Source organism: Amycolatopsis sp. NPDC052450, assembly GCF_044547565.1.
In the GTDB taxonomy this organism is placed as follows: Bacteria; Actinomycetota; Actinomycetes; order Mycobacteriales; family Pseudonocardiaceae; genus Amycolatopsis.
Genome location: NZ_JBIUAQ010000037.1, coordinates 39,878 through 59,368, shown reverse-complemented (window position 1 = coordinate 59,368; position 19,491 = coordinate 39,878). Strand labels below are relative to the sequence as shown.

The 19,491-nt window shown below is 66.7% G+C and carries 22 protein-coding genes; 11 read left to right on the top strand and 11 right to left on the bottom strand.

Going from position 1 to position 19,491, the window contains the following annotated elements:
- Window positions 1–208: 208 nt before the first annotated feature.
- The 5 genes from sdhC to ACIHAO_RS37355 all read left to right on the top strand — a co-directional run bounded on the left by sdhC (window position 209) and on the right by ACIHAO_RS37355 (window position 4,765).
- The gene (sdhC, locus tag ACIHAO_RS37375) at window positions 209–652 is read left to right on the top strand and encodes a succinate dehydrogenase, cytochrome b556 subunit (RefSeq protein WP_081809635.1); all 444 of its coding nucleotides are present in this window, start codon (window positions 209–211) and stop codon (window positions 650–652) included.
- A gap of 2 nt (window positions 653–654) precedes the next feature.
- A complete protein-coding gene (locus ACIHAO_RS37370) occupies window positions 655–1,074 on the top strand; it encodes a succinate dehydrogenase hydrophobic membrane anchor subunit (RefSeq protein ID WP_396566099.1) in 420 nt (139 codons plus the stop codon).
- A 28-nt stretch (window positions 1,075–1,102) separates the two neighbouring features.
- Window positions 1,103–2,857 (top strand): succinate dehydrogenase flavoprotein subunit, encoded by a 1,755-nt coding sequence (gene sdhA, locus ACIHAO_RS37365; protein WP_396566097.1) that lies wholly within the window; start codon window positions 1,103–1,105, stop codon window positions 2,855–2,857.
- A complete protein-coding gene (locus ACIHAO_RS37360; protein WP_007032047.1) occupies window positions 2,857–3,627 on the top strand; it encodes a succinate dehydrogenase iron-sulfur subunit in 771 nt (256 codons plus the stop codon). Before sdhA ends, ACIHAO_RS37360 begins: the two co-directional genes overlap by 1 nt.
- A 169-nt stretch (window positions 3,628–3,796) precedes the next feature.
- Window positions 3,797–4,765 carry a hypothetical protein gene (locus ACIHAO_RS37355; protein WP_396566095.1) on the top strand — a complete coding sequence of 323 codons (969 nt, stop codon included), beginning with the start codon at window positions 3,797–3,799 and terminating at the stop codon, window positions 4,763–4,765.
- 61 nt (window positions 4,766–4,826) lie between these two features.
- On the opposite strand, the gene ACIHAO_RS37350 is transcribed toward ACIHAO_RS37355, so the two are convergent.
- Entirely contained in the window at window positions 4,827–6,059 is a 1,233-nt protein-coding gene (locus tag ACIHAO_RS37350) for a M14 family zinc carboxypeptidase (protein ID WP_396566093.1), read from the bottom strand.
- 161 nt (window positions 6,060–6,220) lie between these two features.
- On the opposite strand from ACIHAO_RS37350, the gene ACIHAO_RS37345 reads away from it, so the two are divergent.
- Window positions 6,221–7,138 (top strand): hypothetical protein, encoded by a 918-nt coding sequence (locus tag ACIHAO_RS37345; protein ID WP_396566091.1) that lies wholly within the window; start codon window positions 6,221–6,223, stop codon window positions 7,136–7,138.
- Between the two features lie 347 nt (window positions 7,139–7,485).
- On the opposite strand, the gene ACIHAO_RS37340 is transcribed toward ACIHAO_RS37345, so the two are convergent.
- Entirely contained in the window at window positions 7,486–8,898 is a 1,413-nt protein-coding gene (locus tag ACIHAO_RS37340) for a S8 family peptidase (protein ID WP_396566089.1), read from the bottom strand.
- Between the two features lie 78 nt (window positions 8,899–8,976).
- Window positions 8,977–9,231: an SCO4848 family membrane protein gene (locus ACIHAO_RS37335; RefSeq protein WP_026467335.1), complete on the bottom strand. Its 255-nt coding sequence runs from the start codon at window positions 9,229–9,231 to the stop codon at window positions 8,977–8,979.
- A gap of 43 nt (window positions 9,232–9,274) precedes the next feature.
- On the opposite strand from ACIHAO_RS37335, the gene ACIHAO_RS37330 reads away from it, so the two are divergent.
- A complete protein-coding gene (locus tag ACIHAO_RS37330; RefSeq protein WP_396566087.1) occupies window positions 9,275–10,513 on the top strand; it encodes a D-alanyl-D-alanine carboxypeptidase family protein in 1,239 nt (412 codons plus the stop codon).
- A gap of 69 nt (window positions 10,514–10,582) precedes the next feature.
- Window positions 10,583–10,753, top strand: coding sequence for a hypothetical protein (locus ACIHAO_RS37325; protein ID WP_396566085.1), 171 nt, complete (start codon window positions 10,583–10,585; stop codon window positions 10,751–10,753).
- A gap of 8 nt (window positions 10,754–10,761) precedes the next feature.
- Here the strand turns inward: ACIHAO_RS37325 and ACIHAO_RS37320 are convergent, their stop codons facing one another.
- Window positions 10,762–11,784, bottom strand: coding sequence for a YhjD/YihY/BrkB family envelope integrity protein (locus tag ACIHAO_RS37320; RefSeq protein WP_396566083.1), 1,023 nt, complete (start codon window positions 11,782–11,784; stop codon window positions 10,762–10,764).
- 41 nt (window positions 11,785–11,825) lie between these two features.
- Window positions 11,826–12,845 (bottom strand): tryptophan--tRNA ligase, encoded by a 1,020-nt coding sequence (gene trpS, locus ACIHAO_RS37315; RefSeq protein WP_396566081.1) that lies wholly within the window; start codon window positions 12,843–12,845, stop codon window positions 11,826–11,828.
- A 163-nt stretch (window positions 12,846–13,008) separates the two neighbouring features.
- Between trpS and ACIHAO_RS37310 the strand changes: the two genes are divergently transcribed.
- Complete coding sequence (locus tag ACIHAO_RS37310; RefSeq protein WP_125680084.1) at window positions 13,009–13,755, top strand: trypsin-like serine protease; 747 nt, start codon at window positions 13,009–13,011, stop codon at window positions 13,753–13,755.
- A gap of 551 nt (window positions 13,756–14,306) precedes the next feature.
- Here the strand turns inward: ACIHAO_RS37310 and ACIHAO_RS37305 are convergent.
- Complete coding sequence (locus ACIHAO_RS37305) at window positions 14,307–14,636, bottom strand: hypothetical protein (protein ID WP_396566136.1); 330 nt, start codon at window positions 14,634–14,636, stop codon at window positions 14,307–14,309.
- Between the two features lie 399 nt (window positions 14,637–15,035).
- Here ACIHAO_RS37305 and ACIHAO_RS37300 point away from each other — a divergent pair, with 399 nt between their 5' ends.
- Entirely contained in the window at window positions 15,036–15,923 is an 888-nt protein-coding gene (locus ACIHAO_RS37300) for a glycoside hydrolase family 19 protein (RefSeq protein ID WP_396566079.1), read from the top strand.
- A 56-nt stretch (window positions 15,924–15,979) separates the two neighbouring features.
- Here the strand turns inward: ACIHAO_RS37300 and ACIHAO_RS37295 are convergent, their stop codons facing one another.
- Window positions 15,980–16,483: a MarR family winged helix-turn-helix transcriptional regulator gene (locus tag ACIHAO_RS37295; RefSeq protein ID WP_396566077.1), complete on the bottom strand. Its 504-nt coding sequence runs from the start codon at window positions 16,481–16,483 to the stop codon at window positions 15,980–15,982.
- A gap of 65 nt (window positions 16,484–16,548) precedes the next feature.
- On the opposite strand from ACIHAO_RS37295, the gene ACIHAO_RS37290 reads away from it, so the two are divergent.
- Window positions 16,549–17,049 (top strand): cupin domain-containing protein, encoded by a 501-nt coding sequence (locus ACIHAO_RS37290; RefSeq protein WP_396566075.1) that lies wholly within the window; start codon window positions 16,549–16,551, stop codon window positions 17,047–17,049.
- Here ACIHAO_RS37290 and ACIHAO_RS37285 read toward each other — a convergent pair.
- The 4 genes from ACIHAO_RS37285 to ACIHAO_RS37270 all read right to left on the bottom strand — a co-directional run bounded on the left by ACIHAO_RS37285 (window position 17,043) and on the right by ACIHAO_RS37270 (window position 19,446).
- Complete coding sequence (locus tag ACIHAO_RS37285; protein WP_396566073.1) at window positions 17,043–17,879, bottom strand: hypothetical protein; 837 nt, start codon at window positions 17,877–17,879, stop codon at window positions 17,043–17,045. The genes ACIHAO_RS37290 and ACIHAO_RS37285 overlap by 7 nt on opposite strands.
- On the bottom strand, window positions 17,765–18,181 hold the full coding sequence (locus tag ACIHAO_RS37280; RefSeq protein ID WP_396566071.1) for a DUF86 domain-containing protein: 417 nt from the start codon (window positions 18,179–18,181) through the stop codon (window positions 17,765–17,767). The genes ACIHAO_RS37285 and ACIHAO_RS37280 overlap by 115 nt, the downstream gene beginning before the upstream one ends.
- Before the next feature lie 62 nt (window positions 18,182–18,243).
- On the bottom strand, window positions 18,244–18,552 hold the full coding sequence (locus ACIHAO_RS37275) for a nucleotidyltransferase family protein (RefSeq protein WP_396566069.1): 309 nt from the start codon (window positions 18,550–18,552) through the stop codon (window positions 18,244–18,246).
- Window positions 18,553–18,639: 87 nt separating this feature from the next.
- Window positions 18,640–19,446, bottom strand: a complete 807-nt coding sequence (locus ACIHAO_RS37270) for an exodeoxyribonuclease III (protein WP_396566067.1) — start codon at window positions 19,444–19,446, stop codon at window positions 18,640–18,642.
- Window positions 19,447–19,491 lie beyond the last annotated feature (45 nt).

Here is a 19,491-nt window from a genome sequence, read left to right as displayed (position 1 = left end):
GGCAGGGACCTCGATGTCTGGTCCATCACACAGAGGAACCCGGAGGTGAGCCCACCGTGAGGTGCGGGTCTAGCATCCTTTTCATCCACGCTCGATGACCATGATCTCGGCACCGTCGCCGGAGCCGTCCCCAGGTGGACGTCCCGGCGGCAGGCGCGGAAACCAGCGGTCAGCGGGCCCAAGCCATGACGTTGGAGGCCGTTCACCGATGTCCACCACGGCTAGCACCGCCACCGAGGCGGCAGCGAGCGATCGGGCGGGTGCCTCACGCCGGCAAGGGACCTTCTACCGGGGCGACCCCGGTATGTGGTCCTGGGTGCTGCACCGCATCACCGGCGTGCTGACATTCTTCTTCCTCTTCGTGCACGTGCTCGACACCGCGCTCGTGCGCGTGTCGCCCGACACGTACAACGAGGTCATCGAGACCTACAAGACCCCGCTGGTCAACCTCCTCGAGGTCGGCCTCGTCGGCGCGGTGCTGTTCCACGCGCTCAACGGCATCCGGGTCATGCTGGTCGACTTCTGGGAGAAGGGACCGAAGTTCCAGAAGCCGATGCTCTGGACCATCCTGGCCATCTGGGTCGTGGTGATGATTCCCGGTGCCTTCTTCATGATGAAGCGCACCGTCGAAGTTATGTTCGGGGGGCACTGACCATGGCATCCGAAGTTCTCGCACTCGACAAGCCGCGCTCGCCGAAGCGCCCCGCTGCCCGCCGCAGCAACTTCGAGCTCTACAGCTGGCTGTTCATGCGCATCTCGGGCCTCGCCCTGATCGTGCTGGTGCTCGGCCACCTGTTCATCATGAACATCCTCGACGGCGGCGTGCACCGCATCAACTGGGGTTTCGTCGCCGGCCGCTGGGCTTCGCCGTTCTGGCAGTTCTGGGACCTGTCGATGCTGTGGCTCGCCGAGATCCACGGCGGCAACGGGCTGCGCACGATCATCGACGACTACGCCCGCAAGGACAGCACCCGGTTCTGGCTGAAGATCGTGCTCTACGTCTCGATGGTGCTGATCCTCGCCGTCGGCACGATGGTGATCTTCACCTTCGATCCCGGCCTCTCGGCCAACTGACGCCCCACCACAGGTAAGCGGAGTCCTCATGCAGTTCCACAAGTACGACGTGGTGATCGTCGGCGCCGGTGGCGCCGGCATGCGCGCGGCCATCGAATCCGGCCAGCGTGCCCGCACCGCGGTCCTCACCAAGCTCTACCCGACGCGTTCGCACACCGGCGCCGCCCAGGGCGGCATGTGCGCCGCGCTGGCGAACGTCGAAGAGGACAACTGGGAGTGGCACACCTTCGACACGATCAAGGGTGGCGACTACCTGGTAGACCAGGACGCCGCCGAGATCATGGCGAAGGAAGCCATCGACGCGGTCCTCGACCTCGAGAAGATGGGCCTGCCGTTCAACCGGACGCCCGAGGGCAAGATCGACCAGCGCCGCTTCGGCGGGCACACCCGTGACCACGGCAAGGCCGCGGTGCGCCGCGCCTGCTACGCCGCGGACCGCACCGGGCACATGATCCTGCAGACGCTGTACCAGAACTGCGTCAAGCACGGCACCGAGTTCTTCAACGAGTTCTACGTGCTCGACCTGGTGCTGACCCCGGACGAGGACGGCAACCCGGCCGCTTCCGGCGTCGTCGCCTACGAGCTGGCGACCGGCGAGCTGCACGTCTTCCAGGCGAAGTCGATCGTGTTCGCCACCGGCGGCGCGGGCAAGATCTTCAAGACGACGTCGAACGCGCACACCCTCACCGGTGACGGCCTCGGCATCATCTTCCGCAAGGGCCTGCCGCTGGAGGACATGGAGTTCTTCCAGTTCCACCCGACAGGTCTCGCCGGGCTCGGCATCCTCATCTCCGAGGCCGTGCGCGGTGAGGGCGGCATCCTCCGCAACGCCGACGGCGAGCGGTTCATGGAGCGCTACGCCCCCACCATCAAGGACCTCGCGCCGCGTGACATCGTCGCCCGGTCGATGGTGCAGGAAGTGCTGCAGGGCCGCGGCTGCGGGCCGAACAAGGACTACGTCGTCCTCGACGTCACGCACATCCCGGAAGAGACGCTGAACGCGAAACTCCCGGACATCATGGAGTTCTCGCGGACGTACCTGGGTGTCGACCCGGTCACCGAACCGGTGCCGGTGTTCCCGACCTGCCACTACGTGATGGGCGGCATCCCGACCAACATCCACGGCGAGGCGTTGCGGGACAACGAGAACGTCATCCCCGGCCTGTACGCCGCGGGCGAGGTCGCGTGCGTTTCCGTGCACGGCTCGAACCGGCTGGGCACCAACTCGCTGCTGGACATCAACGTCTTCGGCCGCCGTGCCGGCATCGCCGCCGCCGAGTACGCGCTGGCGCACGAGCACATCGAGCTGCCGGAGAACCCGACGAAGGTCGTCGAGGAGCAGCTGTCGCTCCTGCTGTCGGAGCACGGTGACGAGCGCGTCGCCGACATCCGCACCGAACTGCAGCGGACGATGGACTCGCACGCCTCGGTGTACCGCACGGAGGACACGCTCAAGCAGGCGCTGACCGACGTGCAGGCGCTGAAGGAGCGATACAACCGGATCACCGTGTCGGACAAGGGGAAGCGGTACAACACCGACGTCCTCGAAGCCGTCGAGCTGGGCTTCCTGCTCGAACTCGCCGAAGTCCTGGTCGTCGGCGCCCTGGCGCGCAAGGAATCCCGCGGCGGCCACGCCCGCGAGGACTACCCCAACCGCGACGACACGAACTTCATGCGGCACACCATGGCCTACAAGCAGGGTTCCGAGCTGACCGCGGACATCCGACTGGACTACAAGCCGGTGACCTTCACCCGCTACGAACCGATGGAGCGGAAGTACTGATGACCACGGCCACCCCCGAGAAGTCGGAGGCCGTGTCCTCCGACCACACGCCGATCACCGTCACACTGAAGATCCTCCGGTTCAACCCCGAAGTCGACACCGAGCCGCACTGGGAGTCCTACGACGTCCCCGCGCAGCGCACCGACCGGCTGCTGAACCTGCTCTTCTACGTGAAGGACTACATCGACGGGACGTTCTCGTTCCGCCGCTCGTGCGCGCACGGCGTCTGCGGCTCCGACGCGATGCAGATCAACGGCATCAACCGGCTGGCGTGCAAGGTCCTGATGAAGGACCTGCTGGAGACCGGTGGCAAGAAGACCACCATCACCATCGCGCCGATCAAGGGTCTGACCACGCTCAAGGACCTTTACGTCGACATGGACCCGTTCTTCGAGGCGTACAAGGCTGTGAAGCCGTACCTCATCGCCTACGGGAACGAGCCCACCCGCGAGCGGATCCAGTCGCAGGCCGACCGCGACCGGTTCGACGACACGACCAAGTGCATCCTGTGCGCCTGCTGCACGTCCTCGTGCCCGGTGTACTGGAACGACGGCTCGTACTTCGGCCCGGCCGCGATCGTCAACGCGCACCGGTTCATCTTCGACTCGCGTGACGAAGGCGCCGAAGAGCGTCTCGACATCCTGAACGACTCCGAGGGTGTCTGGCGCTGCCGGACGACGTTCAACTGCACCGACGCGTGCCCGCGTGGCATCCAGGTGACGAAGGCCATTCAGGAAGTGAAGCGCGCTCTGCTCTTCAAGCGCGTCTGACGCCTCTGGCTCGCTTTTGCGCAAGTCCGTGAAGGCCTCCTTGAGGGACCCAGAGTCCCTCAAGGAGGCCTTCACGGACTTCTGGGGCGGTTATCCACAACGCCTCAGTTATCCACAGGGCAGTGAAGTGCGTCTGGTGAAGCGGTCCGGGCCGGTTCACGCTGTGATCATGAACAAACGCGGCAGATGGGCCGAGCATCCCGAACTGCTCCAGCAGCGAAGCCGACACGGCGTCATCAAGGCCACGACTTTGGAATCGCTCGACATGAGCAGCAAGGTCATTTACCGAAGATGTCTGCCCGGCGGTCCCTGGCAACGCTTGCTACCGGGGATCATTCTCCTGCACCCGGCTCCTCCGACAGTCGGAGAACGGGTGATCGGCGCGCTGCTGCACGCAGGCCCACGCGCACTCGTGACCGGAGCGGAGGCTTGTCGCCGACACGGTCTTCGCCCTCGCGAGCTACCGCCGGACGATGACGTTCACGTCCTCATCCCCCATGAACACAAGGTCCGCAGCGCTGAATTCGTGACCGTCGAGCGAACCCATCGCCTGCCGGAACCGCGGATCCGCGAAGGTGTCCCTTTGGCTCCGCTCGTTCGTGCGACCACGGACACGTGCCGGCGCCTGCGGGCAGTGGAGCCCGTCGGCCGTCTGCTCGTCGAGGCGATTCAGCGCGGCCACTGCTCACCCGATGCGTTGGCCCACGAACTGAACACGGGCTCGAAGCGAGGTACGGCGATTCCGCGCCGAATTTTGGGTGAGTGGAAGGACCTCTACTCGGTCGCAGAAGCGCGGGCCAAGATCCTGAGCCGCAGCCTCACGGTTCAGCCGAGCCACTGGAATCCGGAAATCTGTGACAGTCGTGGCGGCTACATCGGCCGCCCTGACGCGTGGTGGGACGATGTGGCGCTCGCTTGGGAAATCGATTCGTTCGACTTTCACTTCTATCGCGAGGACTACCGGCGCACGGTCGTGCGCAATACCCGCTACGCCACCGCTGGGATCACCGTCGTCCAAACTTTGCCCTCGCGACTTCTGACGGATCCCGCCGGCGTTCTAGCCGAACTAGAAGCGGCTCGTCTCGCCGCATCGGCCCGTCCACGCCCACTCGTCAACCTCGTCTCCCGTGCCGCATGACGGTCCGTGAAGGCCTCCTTGAGGGACCCAGGGTCCCTCAAGGAGGCCTTCACGGACCGAGCTACTCCAGCACGCGCGCGTCCAGCGAGTGGCTGTCGGCACCGGAGTCGGCGGTCCCGGGCAGCAGGTCGAAAGCCTCCGGGTCGATGTAGTCGACGGCGCCCGTGCTCACGTCCCGCAGCATGTTGTACAGCCCCGCCATCACGGCACGCGTGAAGTGCTCCCGGTGCTGCTGCCCCAGCGTCTGCGTCTGCCCGCGCACCTCGAACAGCACCGTTCCAGTCCCGTTCAAGGCGAACGAACACCGCGCTTGCCCCGGCAGATCACGATCGGCGCCGTGCGGGTACCGCGCCCCGACGAACCCGCGCGACGTCATCCCGTTGAACGCGCTGATCGCCAGTTGCCGCGATTCGTCCTTTGTGTACACATCGCGGTACTTCGCGTACTTCTGGCCGGGCTCGAAGAACTTGTCGGGCAGCGGCGGGTAGTCGATGCCGACGTCGAGGAGCCGGTCGCTGCCTTCCTGCCGCACGCACGCGCCCTGATGGTGCAGGTCGACGTAGACGTCGGGGACCTTTCCCCGCTGAGCGGTCAGCCCGGCGTACACCGCACGCAGCGCCCGCGCCTCGGGCGTGATGAACCAGCCCGGCTGATCCGGCGCGCCGGGGAAGTCCTCCGCGCGCGGGACGTAGTTCAGGTCCGGGTTGAAGTCGCGGTTGACGTCGAATCCCGGCCGTTTCCGGTAGTCGTCGCCCTGGAGGACGTCGCTGAGGTAGTTCCAGGCGGGCGGCCGGTCCTTGAGTTGCGGGAACTTCCGCTGCACTTCGGCCCACGACAGGTCGTTGCCTCGCCGGTCGAGTTCGGCGCCGTCCGGGTTCAGTTTCGGGACCGCGACGAAGGTGATGGTCTTCCGCAGCCGCTCGGCGTCCCGCGATTCCGACGTGCCGAGGTAGTCGAGGATGCGCAACAGCGCGTCGGTGCCGGTCTTCTCGTTCCCGTGGATCTCACTGGAGACCACGAAGACCTTCGGGCCGGTCCCGACGGTCGCCTGGTGGATCACCCGCCCGCGGTTGGACCGCCCGGCCTCCTTGACGGCCACCCGCCCCTTGCTCACGCGCTCGAGCCTGCCGAGTTCGCGGACCATCTCGCGATAGTCGGTGAACTCGTTGATGGGCAGCTCCCGTGGCTCGTCGCTGCAGGGCGCCGCCGGAGCCGCGACCGCCGCGGGCGTGCTGACAAGCGGGAGCATCGCCAGCCCCACCACCACGGGAACCAACCGACCGAACACCGACATCGTGAACTCCCCACTGTCGAAGGTGTTCACAACGTAACCAGTGGGACCCGATCGCGGATCCGACGAAAGGCGCTTCACCGCCAAGAGAGCCGTTGGAAACGGTGCGTGACTGAGATAGTCTGGAGAGTCACCAAGCCGGGTGATCGAGGGGCGGCGAGGCGATGACGGCAGGTTCGGAGCTGCGTGCGCTCCTTTCGCAGCGATTCCTCCCTTTGATCGCGGAAATCGAAGAACTCGTTTACAAACACGGTTACATCCGCGTCTTCGGCGGCACAGTCTCCATGCTGGGGTTTGTCGGCCTGCTCGGCCAGGTACTCGGCATCGCCTGGCTCAGAACGGTGTTCGCCACCGCCGCCGGCGTCTTGTTCGTTATGGCCGCACTGGTTTCGTTCGCGGGAACGCAACGACAACGCAACAAACTCGTCAACGTGGAGAACATTCTTCACGACTACGCCGACAGTATGCACACGGATTCACCGATCGTCCTCCGCGAGTGGCGACAGGAAACCATCGTCGAGAACAACGGTGACGTCTACTGCAAACGCAACATGATCCTCAACGCCGCCGCGGACGGCAAGCCGAGATACGTTTCGCTGAAGATGACCTACTACGGGATGACTCCCCTGACCGCCAGGGCGAAACGGCGCATCTCGTGCAAGGCGTACCACGCGAGACCGGAAAGCGCGTCCGAACGCACGCGGGCGAAGGCCACGTCCGTGTGGAAGAACTCGAAGACCGGCAAACCGCGTCTCGACATCTATGTCCACTTGGGAAACCGTGTCGCGGACGGCGACCTCGTGACCGTCGAGTGGTGGTGGCCGAAGATGTCGGCGGATCTGATGAGCGGCGCGGAGCCGGAGGACTTCGACGTGGTCTTCGACAAGGAGGTCTGCAAGTTCACCCACCGCGTCGTCTTCCGCAACGTGCCGAACCCCGCATCTCTCACCGTGCGCAATCAGGGCGCGCGCAATTTCAAGAAGAAGGTGCGGAACAACGACGTGATAGTCGAGTTCTCCGCTCGCGAGCCCCAGTTGAGCCAGCGGATGGGCTTCGTCGCGGACTACACGCGTAACGGCTGACGCTCCGGCACGGGTGAAAGCTCGACCTCATGCCGGAGCCAGGCGATGGGCTAGTTGCCGCCCGTCTCAGAACCGCCGGTCATCATGTATCCATTCGCGAGGTCGAACCTGACATCCCCATCGAGCGATGTGGAAGTGGGCACCTTAACGCAGGCCGATCGAGACGCGCGCAGTGCGTCACTCCATTGAGCTTCACTCAAGAGCTTACCCCGTCCGGACGGTGTCAATACCGAAAAACCCGGCACGTGATCGGGCGATCACCGAACGAATCTCGCTTTCGCGCAAGTGCGGGAACGAAACCGGGGCCCGCCCGCGAAACGCGGACGGGCCCCGGCAAACGAAAAGATCTACTTCACCGCGTCCAGAGCGTTGACGCGGCCGTGCCCGTAGTACGAGTTGTCCTTCGCCGGGCCTTCACAGACCGGTGCGGCGGTGCCGCACTCGACCGCGTCGGCCTGGTGCTCCAGCAGCCAGGTCAGCAGCCGCGGCGGAGCGTGGCGGTAGCGGGACGCCAGCAGCGCGGCGACACCGGCGACGTGCGGGGACGCCATCGAGGTGCCGCACTTGGCGCCATAGGCACCGTTGAAGATGGTCGACAGCGGGCAGCCCACACCCTGGCCGGCGGGCGGCAGCTGGGCGCGGTCGCCACCGGGGGCGGTGACCGAAACGTCGTCACCGTAGTTGCTGTACGACGACTTCGTGCCCGCGTAGCCGATGGCCGAGACGTTGACGACGCCGTCGATGGCCTTGGGCAGGATGCCGCAGCTCTCGTCGATGGGGTGGGGACGGTTCGGGTCGGTGGTCTGCTTGTCCGGGTCGAAGCCGCTGTTGCCGGCGGCGGCGACGTTCAGGACACCACGACCGGTCGAGTAGGCCACCGCGCGGCGGACGGCCTCGAACGCGGCCGCGTCGCCCGGCTCCTTCGTGCAGTAGAACATGCCCGGGTCGATGTAGTAGCTGTTGTTCGTCACCGGGAAGCGGTGCTTCGCGGCCCACATGAACCCGCAGACGGCGGCTTCGGGGAGGATCAGGCCGTCGTCGTTCACGACCTTGACCGACGCCAGCTTGACGCCGGGCGCGACGCCGGTGAAGCCGCGCGCGGTGTCCTTGCCCGCGATCGTCCCGGCGACGTGCGTGCCGTGGTCGGAGTTCGTCGGGGCCCAGGCGGCGGGCGTGGTGTCGGGCGCGCCGGAGTTGCAGCCCGCGGACGTCTTCGGGTCCAGGGCGTCCTTCAGCCCGGGGTGGGTGGGCTCGATGCCCGAGTCCAGCACGCCGACGGTCACCGAGCGGCTGCCACCGGAGACCTTGTTCGCCTCGGGAGCCTGGATCGCCCGCATATCCCACTGCTGGGCCGACAGGTCCTCTTCGACGGCGACGCTGGTGGTCTCTTCGTTCTCCTTGGTGTCGACCACCGCGGAGCGGGTCGAACGGGACGCGGCCGCCGGCGGGAACGCCACGTCACGGCCGCCCGAGTAGGCGCGGAAGACGCCGATCTTCGCCTGGAAGTCGGCGTTGCGCGAGGTCGCCACCGCGACCCCGATCTCCGGGTAGTACGCGACCTTCTCGCCGCACTTGGCGCGCAGCTCGGCGTCGACCTTGCGCTCCGGGGTACGCGGGTTGTAAAGCACCACGTAGTTGAACGGCGCGCTCGCGGTGTCGCACTGCGGCGCGGGCGCGGCACTCGCCGACGGGGCCGCGAACACGCTTCCCGCCGCCGCCGCGACGAGCGCGGGGACGAGCAGACGTCTGATCCGGGACATTCAACCTCCATGATTCGGTGAGGTGAACGTAAGGGAGGCGGAGCCCGGCCACCACCGTCAAAAGGACGACAAACCTGATCAGGCGTCAGCCTTTTCCGCGTCCCGTGACTTGGCGCCACGAAGCGTGCGCAGACCGATCAGGCCGATGATGGTGCCGAGCACGAACGAGACGACCGTCAGCACCGCGTGCACGATGAAGTAGGCGGTGGGCGAGCCGTCGGCGGCCCAGGCGCGGTCGCTGTCCCACAGATTCTTGGCGAACGTGATCCAGATGATCCACGACCACACGCCGAAACCCAGCAGGAACATCGAAGTACCTCGCGAAATGCGCATGCCCCTGAGTATGCAGCGAGCCCGGCGACGCTACATTGCTCGGGTGCACAGCGCTATCTCCCGGTCGCTCATGGTCCTCGTTTCCGGTGTGCTCGCCCTCGCGGTGACGCCGGTGGCCACAGCCGCTCCGAAGCCACCAGCCCAGGCGCAGCCGTGCGCGAACAAGACGTCGCCTCCCGCGCCGATCGACACCTCCGAGAAACCGCGCCCCGGCGAGGTCGCGCCGGAGCCGTTGCCGGTCCCGCCGGTCCCGGTGGGGGGCGACCGGATGGCCGAATGCGGGATCGTGCTGCCGAAGCGCGCGCTGAACCCGCCCGAGGGAAGCACCGCCGCGTCCTGGGTGCTGCAGGACCTCGAAACCGGTGACGTCATCGCCGCGAAGGACCCGCACGCCCGTCAGCGGCCGGCGTCGCTGATCAAGGTCCTGCTCGGGCTGGTGGTGGTCACCGAACTGCCGCCGAACAAGGTCGTCGTGCCGACCAAGGAGGACGCCGAGCAGGAGTGCACCTGCATGGGCATCGCCGCGGGCGGTCAGTACACAGTGGACCAGCTGCTGCACGGACTGCTGATGCACTCGGGGAACGACGCGGCGCACGCGCTCTCCACCGTGCTCGGTGGCGTGGACGCGACCCTCGCGAAGATGAACGCGCTGGCCACCCGCATCGGCGCCACGGACACCCGGGCCGCGACGCCGTCCGGACTCGACGGCCCCGGCATGTCGACCTCCGCCTACGACATGAGCCTGATCTTCCACCACGCGATGAAGAACCCCGAATTCGCCAAGGTGGTCAAAACCAAGAGCTTCGAAATCCCGCCCACCGCGGGAAAACCGGTCGTCACGATTTACAACGACAACAAACTGCTCGGTAGCTATCCCGGATTCACCGGCGGAAAGACCGGATTCACCGACGACGCGCGCCACACCTACGCCGGCAGCGCGGTCCAGAACGGTCACCGGGTCGGGATCGTGATGCTCCGCGCCGAGCAGCGCCCGACGCGGGTCACCGAACAGGCCGCGAAGCTCCTCGATTACGGCCTCGCGCTGCGCGAGGCCAAGGCGGAATCGGTGGGGCGCATCGAATACCGGCCGACGGCCGCGGTGGAAGCGGATCCGGCCAACGCCGTGCCGAACGCCGACGGCGCGTCGAACAGTGGCGCCGCGGCCGCGGCCGAAGACCCGTTCGGGGTGACGGGCTGGATCATCACGCTGGCCGTCTTCCTGATCATCGTGGCGTCGTTCGTCGTCGGTCACCAGCGCAAGAAGGCCATGGCGGGCGAGTAGCCGAAATCGGCGGACAGCGGCCGCTGTCCTTCGGTCTCCACTCGTGAACCGTTCGGGGGACGGCCGCGGGTGTCCCCCGATTTCGTCCTGCTGATGTGGGCGGAGGACTACCAGCCGGTGCTCGGCATCGTCGTGGGCGTTCTAGGCGTGGCCCTGCTCGTCGCGGGCCTCGTCCGGAACAAGAAGGCCGCGCAGGCACAGCCCGTCGTACAGCAGGCTTCCCAGAACGCCGGCCAGTAACCGGAACTTCAGGACTTTCGGCGGCCGAACCAGCCCAAGAGCGCGCCGGTCGCGAAAGCCCCGCCGACGGCACCGAGTCCCGGCCCCTGCTGCACGGTCACCCTCGGGTGGATCAGCACCGGGGCCGGCGGCTCGATGACCGTCTTCAAGTTCTCCTTCGCCGTCGCCGTCCATGCGGTGACGAACAGCAGGAACCGCGAGACGAGGTTCGCGAACACGAGCAGGCCGATCACCGGGCCGAACAACGTGAACGCCGGTGATTTCGTGACACTGCCGAGGTAAAGGGTCGCGGCCTGCTGGAGCACGATGAACCCGACCGCGGCGAAGATCGCGCCCTTGACCGCGCTGCGCAGCGCGACGTGCTCACGAGGCAGCCTCGCGATGACCCACAGGAAGACCAGGGTGTTCGCGAGCAGGCCGAGCACGATCGTCGCGACCTTCAACAGGAACACGGCCCAGCCCTGGTTCTCGAGCCCGACCAGTTCGAGCAGGAACCGCCCGACGCCGCTGCCCGCCGCGGTGAGACCGAACGAGACCACCAGCGCGAGGCCGAGACCGACGAGGGACAGCAGATCCTTGATGGTCGTCGAAACCAGCGGGAGCTTCTGCTTTTCCTGCCCCCACTGCGCGGTCAGCGCGTCACGCAGGTTCGACATCCAGCCGACGCCGGAGTACAGCGCGAGCAGCAGGCCGAACACGCCGATACCGCCGCCCGAGTCCAGCGCCGCCTTGATGATGCTGCCGACCAGATCGCTGAGCCCCTCCGGGACCGACTTCTTGATGCCGTCGACGAGCTGGTTCGTCACCACCTGATCGCCCGCGAGCACGATCTTGATGATCGCGAACGCGACCATCAGGATCGGGATCACCGAAAGCACGCTGAAGTAGGTGATGGCGGCGGCGTAGTGGTTGCCGTAGCGCTCGGTGAACGCGTCGTTCGCCCGGATGAGGTGATCGAGCCAGCCGTACTTCCGCCTCAACCGCGGTAACAGCTTGTCCTCATCCGGCTTCGCGCCGTCATCTTTCGCCACCTTGAAACGCTAACCACGCGGCGGCGACCGCGCAGCGCGAATCAGCCTGCCGGGGGAAGGAATCCGATGTTCTCGTAGACGTCGCGCAAAGTCACCGAAGCGACTTCCCTTGCCCGTTGCGCGCCGAGGGCCAACGCCTTGTCGAGCTCGGTGACGTCGTCCAAGTAGGACCGGACGCGCTCCTGCACCGGCGTCACCCACTCGACGAACGCCTCCGCGACACCCTTCTTCAGATCGCCGTACCCCTTGCCCTCGTAGGAGTTCTGGAGTTCGGCGACCGGCTGGTCGGTCAGCGCGGAAAGGATCGTCAGCAGGTTCGAGACGCCCGGCTTGTTCTCGGTGTCGAAGACGATCTCGCGGCCCGTGTCCGTGACCGCCGAGCGCACCTTCTTCGCCGACTTCTTCGGGTCTTCGAGCAACTCGATGAGGCCGTTGCCGGTCGACGAGGACTTGCTCATCTTCGCGGTCGGGTCCTGCAGGTCGTAGATCTTCGCCGTGTCCTTGACGATATGCGGCTCCGGCACGGTGAACGTCTTGCCGTAGCGGTTGTTGAACCGCTGCGCGAGGTTGCGCGTCAGCTCCAGGTGCTGCCGCTGGTCCTCCCCGACGGGGACCTCGTTCGCCTGGTACAGCAGGATGTCCGCGGCCTGCAGAACCGGGTACGTGAACAGTCCGACGCTGGCGCGATCCGTGCCCTGCTTCGCGGCCTTGTCCTTGAACTGCGTCATCCGGCTCGCTTCGCCGAACCCGGTCTGGCACTCCAGCACCCACCCCAGCTGGGCGTGCTCGGGCACCTGGCTCTGGACGAACAGCGCGCTGCGGGCCGGGTCGACGCCGAGCGCGAGCAGCTGCGCGGCCGAGCGGCGCGTGCGGTCACGCAGCACCTTCGGATCCTGCTCGACGGTGATCGCGTGCAGATCGACGACCATGTAGAAGGTGTCGTGGGTGTCCTGCAGCCGCACCCATTGCCGCAGCGCACCCAGGTAGTTGCCAAGGTGGAACGAGTCGGCGGTCGGCTGGATCCCGGAGAGCACCCGCGGGCGCTTCAGTTCGTCGGACACGCCCGGATTCTCTCAGGCCACCTCCGGGCGGGTCATCCGGCCTCACCCCGGCCGAACGGTCTAAACGGTTAAACGCCACATACTTCCGACGGTTCTGAGCGCGGTGCCCGATTCCTAGCGTTCATGGCACCGGATCTTCCGGCCACACCGAAGGAGAACCCAGATGAAGGCACGATCCCTACTGATGGGCTTGGCCATGGCGGCTGCGGCCGTCTTCTCGCTTTCCGGCGTCGCGGCGGCCGCCGAGCCCACCGGAGGCGTCCAGCCGAACATCGTCGGCGGCGGAAACGCGACCCAGGTCTACTCGTTCATGGTGTCCCAGCAGTCGAGCTCCGGTGGCCACCAGTGCGGTGGCTCACTGATCAGCTCGACCTGGGTGGTCACCGCGGCCCACTGTGGCACGCCGTACCAGGTACGCGTCGGCACCACGAACCGCACCAGCGGCGGCACCGTCGCCCGCGTGGCCCAGCGCATCGCCCACCCGAGCGCCGACCTGGCGCTGCTGCGTCTCTCGACGGCGGTGTCGCAGGCGCCGGTCACGATCGCCGCTTCGTCCGGGGCCGTTGGCACCGCGACGCGGATCATCGGCTGGGGCCAGACCTGCCCCGTCCGCGGTGGCTGTGGCGCTCCGATCAACCTCCAGGAGCTGAACACCTCGATCGTCGCCGACACCCGGTGCAGCGGCATCAGCGGCGCCAGCGAGATCTGCACCAACAACCCCAACGGTAACTCGGGTGCCTGCTACGGCGACTCCGGTGGCCCGCAGGTGAAGCAGGTCAGCGGTGTCTGGCAGCTGGTCGGCGCCACCAGCCGCGCCGGGAACAACAGCAGCACCTGCGCGACCGGGCCGTCGATCTACGTGGACGTCCCCTACTTCCGCAGCTGGATCCGCACCAACTCCGGAGTCTGATCCGGTTCCCGCGTCGCCCCACCGTCCCCGGGGGCGACGCGGGCCCAGCCGGTTCAGCAACGAACCGTGCGGAAGCTCGAACAGCCGCTCCAGCAGCGCGACCGCCTTCAGGGAGTCGCACCGCTCGGGGCGGCTTCTTCCGGTCCGCCAGTAGCTCAAGGTCGCGACACTGACCCGGACGCCCTGCCGGGCGAGCCGGTGCCGGATCCGGTCGAGGCCGAGACCGCTGTCCGTGATCGCCCGGTCCAGAGCGAGCGGGAAGGGGTCACCGGGCCGGCTGCGACGCCGCGTCACCGTCATGGACCTGAGGGTGGCGATCAGCGGGCGGCTAAACAATCCGGGCGGGACTAGGTGTACCTACCCAAGAAATCCGCCGCGTCGCCTTTAGCGGGCTAATCGCGATCCGCCCGGCCCCGCCGCCGACCTGCGTTTAGCGGGCTAAACGCGATCCGGGCCGACCTGACGCCCAGGCGACTTTAGCGGGCTAATCGCGATCCGGGGGCGTGTCGACTTTAGCGGGCTAAACGCGATCCGGACCGGGAAAACGCAGGTCAGGAGCGCTGCTGGCGGGCGAGGCCGTCGTCCGCGAGCACGGCCTCGGCCATCGCGGCGACGGGCGGGGCGGCGGACTGGGCCGGAGCAACGGGAGCGGGGGCGACGGCGGCCGCGCGCGCCTTCCGGCGCTGACGGAACACACCGAAGGCCATCCCGACGATGCCGAGCGCGACGGCGATCAAGCCGACCGGGCCGAGAAGACCGAACGCCATCTCCGAGCGCGACGCCGACTCCGCGGCCGACGCCGGACCGGCGCCCGCGACGAGCAGGGCGACCGGGATCGCGATGACCGCCGCGGCCCTGGCCGCGGGCAGGGCCGATCGCATCAGGAGATGAACTGGGTTCCGCACCGGAGTGCCTCCCGTGACGTGACTTTGCCGAACCGGAACGCTAACCCGAACGAGTGAGCATTTCCAGGCTGCTGGTCAAAAAACTACCGAGCGTGTCAAGACCTGTGGGTTCTGATCAACTCGGGGCACGAGACTAGCCCCTCACAGGGGGGGTCTTTCGAGCACCCCTCTTCTTAGAGTTGTCGACGCCGGAGCCGGTTTCTGACAAAAGCGGACAGCGTTACGCCATTCGGCTGTCACCAAGGGGCCGAACAGGCACGATCCGACTTTCCCCGGTTGGTTTCTTGTACGCAATGGTCTATACCTGTTGGCCATACCCCTTAAAAGGTATAGACCAATCTCCCTGCATGGTCCCCTCGTACGAAGGAGCCACCGATGTCTCTTCGACGTATTCTCGCGGCGGTCGCCGCCACCTTCGCCGCCACCACGGTCGCCGTGGTCGTCCCGGCCCAGTCCGCCTCCGCCGCGGACTGCGTGGCGCCGTGGAACGCGAGCTCGGTCTACTGGGGCGGCAACACCGCCTCCCACAACGGGCACAACTGGTCCGCGAAGTGGTGGACACAGAACGAAACGCCTGGTAGCGCGCAGGTCTGGGCCGATCAAGGCGCCTGCGGCGGCGGCACGACCAACCCGCCGAACCCGTCCGGCTTCGTGGTCAGCGAGGCCCAGTTCAACCAGATGTTCCCGAGCCGGAACTCCTTCTACACCTACAACGGCCTGGTCACCGCCCTCAGCGCCTACCCGGCCTTCGCCGGCACGGGCAGCGACACGGTGAAGAAGCAGGAAGCGGCCGCCTTCCTGGCGAACGTCAGCCACGAGACCGGCGGCCTCGTCCACATCGTCGAACAGAACGAGGCCAACTACCCGCACTACTGCGACACGAGCCAGTCCTACGGCTGCCCCGCGGGCAACGCCGCGTACTACGGCCGCGGCCCGATCCAGCTGAGCTGGAACTTCAACTACAAGGCCGCCGGCGACGCGCTGGGCCTGCCGCTGCTGACCAACCCGTGGCTGGTGCAGAACGACGCGGCGGTCGCCTGGAAGACCGGCATCTGGTACTGGATGACCCAGAACGGCCCGGGCACGATGACCCCGCACAACGCGATGGTCAACAGCCGCGGTTTCGGTGAGACCATCCGCAGTATCAACGGAAGCATCGAGTGCAACGGCGGCAACCCCGCCCAGGTGCAGAGCCGCGTGAACAAGTACCAGCAGTTCACCGGGATCCTCGGCGTCAGCCCCGGGGGCAACCTGTACTGCTGATCCATCCAGGGAACCGAAGGGGCCTTTCGCCGCATCTGACGCGGCGAAAGGCCCCTTCAGTTTTCGTCGAGGGACACCAGCAGGCGGCGCAGCGCGGCGTCCAGGACACCGAGGTCCTCACCCAGCGGCGACAGGAGCTTCGCGACGTTCGCCGTGTGCTCGGTCATCGCGGCGTCGACGACTTCGAATCCGCGCTCGGTCAGCGTGACCCGGAAGCTGCGCCGGTCTTCGGGGTCCAGCGCTCGTTCGACCAGCCCCGCCGCCTCGAGCCGGTCGATGCGGCTGGTCATCCCTGCCCTGGACATCATCAGCGTCGCGGACAGCTCGGACGGGATCAGCGTGTACGGCTTCCCGGATCGCCTGAGCGCCGCGAGCACGTCGAACTCCCCTTGTTTCAGGCCGTGTTTCGCGAACACGCCTTCCACCATCGGCGTGGTCAGCATCGCCACCCGGCCGAGGCGCCCGGCGACGCCGATCGCCGTCAAGTCCAGTTCCGGCCGCTCGCGCCGCCATGCGCCGACCACCGCGTCGATCGCATCCGCGTTTCGCTCTTCGCTCACGGACGCAGTCTATTCGACGAGAGATAGTTTGACAGCGAACTATCAGCGGTGGAACTATCGTCGGCATGACTGAACGCGTCGAAACCCGCGAAGCCGTGCTCGTCCGCGCCGCCGAAACCGAGACCGTCGGCGCGGCCCCCACCTTCGTCACCCTGCTAGCCGACGTCTCGACCACAGGCGGAGTCCTGAGCAGCGCGAGAACACAGCTGGGCGTCGGCGCCGATGGAGCGGCGCCGCACTATCACACCGGTTCCTCCGAAATGTTCTTCATGCTCGGCGGAAAGCTCGAAGTCCTTGTGGGAGAAGAGATCGTCACCGTCGCCGAGGGCGACATGCTCGTCGTCCCACCGCTGACCACACACGCTTTCCGCGCGGCTGCGGACTCGACGGCGGACGTCCTGATCGTGTTCATCCCCGGCGTCGAACGGTTCGACTTCTTCCGCCTACTGGAAAAGGTCGGACACGGCGAAGCGACCGTCCAGGATCTCTTGGACAGCCAGGAAAAGTTCGACAACCACTTCGTCGAAAGTCCAGTGTGGACGGAGAGCGCGAAGGCCCGTCAGTAACCGCGCGGCGGGTAACCCGGCGGCGGATGACCGGGTTGCGGGTAGTGCGGCGGCGGGTAGTGAGGCGGCGGGTACTGCGGCGGCGGATATCCCGGATGCTGCGGCGGATACGGCGGCGGGCCGTACTGCGGCGGGGGCGGATACTGCTGCGGATACCCGGGATTCTGCGGCGGATACGGCTGGTGCGGGTACTGGGGTTGTTGGGGGTACTGGGGTTGCGGTGGCGGCGGGGCGGCGGGCTGTCCGCCGCCGAGGTGGAACGGCAGCAGCGACACCAGTTGCGCGAGCTTGCCGAGCGTCGCGACGATCTCGTCCGGCTTGATCCGGCCGAACGTCGGATTCTCGACGTAGACCAGTTCCGCGCCCACCAGCGACCAGGTGTGCAGCTTCGAGGACCGCATCGTGGCGGCCACTTGCGGCGTCAGCACTCCGACCGCGATGTTCGGGTCGGTGTCGATCAGCTTGTACCAGCGGTTGAACTTCCGGTCCGCCGTCGCGGGCTCAGGGTACTGCTCGACGTCCCAGGCGGACTCGATGCTCGACACGACCTGGAAGTTCGGCATCGGCGCGGGCAGCGTGACCACCCAGATCGTGTCGATCGAGATGGTGTCGAGCTCGTTGACCTTCTTGTTGGTCCACCGCGTGTGCACGCTCGTGACCGTCGGGCGGCGGTGGTAGTCGAAGACACTGAACCGCAGCCCCTGATACGCGCCGCTCAGCGCGCCGAACGCCATCCGCTTGTCCCCGCGCTGGTTGAACGGCAACACCGTCCACCGCTCCAGGAGGTTCGGCGCGTCCGGGCTGAACTCCCACCCGTACTGGCCGGACATGGCGTAGCGCTCGGCGTTCGTCGCCTCGATACGCCTGGCCTCGTTCGTTTCCATCGCAACCCCCGGATCTCCCGCGCGCAGATTATCCGGAGTACGTCGCCGGCGCGTGGTCGGTCCTCCGCATCTCGCAACCGCCGCAGGACACCGATCAATCCGGGAAGTCTCTCAGTAAGTACCTGCCACACCAAGGCATCGTCGACCGTCGCGTAACCATGGATGAGGATGTTGCGAAACGCGACGATACGGCCGAGGTCAGGCACTTGTGCCGCAAGACAGCTATCCGATTTGGACAGCTGGTTCAACGCTTCTCCGATGATTTCGAACTGACGCCGCGTTCAAGGCATCCCAGAGGTAAGCGTGAGCGTCACGCTGCATAGAGAAGCTCCCGTGTCTCCAGCACCTGCTGTTTGAAGTACGGATTTCGAATGCTGGTCACGCTGATGAGATCGACCGGGCGACCGAGCACCTGCTCAAGGCCTTCCTTCAGGTCGAAGTACGTCCCGAAGTGATCAAACCCCGGTCCTGCGTCGAACTCGACGAGCACGTCGACATCGCTGGACACCACGTCGAACCTGTCACTCACGGCTGAGCCGAACAAATCGAGGCGGCGCACCGAGTGTGCTCGGCAAAGCTCCTCGATTTCGCGCTTCTTGAGCTCGATCGACTCGTGCACGCCCGCCACCTCCTCAGCCTGATTGTGCCTGACCGGATCCCGGAGGTCACGGCGAACAGCCGTGATCCAGGATATTCGGCCGTCCGCTCAGTCCCCGTACGTCGCCGTCACCGGCGCGTGGTCGGACCAGCGCTGGTCGTAGGACTCGGCGCGCTCGACCACGACGGAAGTACACCGCTCGGCCAGGCCCGGGGTGGCGATCTGGCAGTCGATGCGCCAGCCCGAGTCGTTGTCGAACGCCTTCCCGCGGTACGACCACCAGGTGTACGGGCCGGGGCCTTCCGGATCGAGCTTGCGCTGCACGTCGACATACCCGGCCTCGGTGAACACGCGGCCGAGCCACTCCCGCTCCTCCGGCAGGAAGCCCGAGCTCTTCTGGTTGCCGCGCCAGTTCTTCAGGTCGGTCTTGTCGTAGGCGATGTTCCAGTCGCCCACGACGACGACCTCACGACCGCCGGCCGCCGCCTTGGCGCGCAGGTCGACGAGGTACGGCAGGAACGCCGCCATGAAGCGCTCCTTCTCGTCCTGGCGCGGGGTGCCGACGTCGCCGCTGGGCAGGTACAGGCTCGCGACCACGACGTCCGGCAGGTGGATCTCGGCGTACCGGCCGCTGTCCTCGAATTCGGGCTCACCGAACCCGATGCGGACCTCTTCCGGCTCGGCCCGGCTGAAGAGCATGACGCCGTTGCGCCCCTTCTGCACCGACGGCGCGTGCACCACGTGCCAGCCTTCGGGCGCGGCGGCACCGGCCGGAAGCTCCTTGAGCTCGGCCCGGACCTCTTGGCAGGCGACGACGTCGGCCTTCGTCGAGCCCAGCCACTCGACGAAGCCTTTTTTCGCGGCGGCACGGAGGCCGTTGACATTCACAGTGGAGACGGTCAGCACCCGTCGCACGCTACCCGGGGGGTCCGACAGAACCGGCACGGCGTGCGCTCTGCG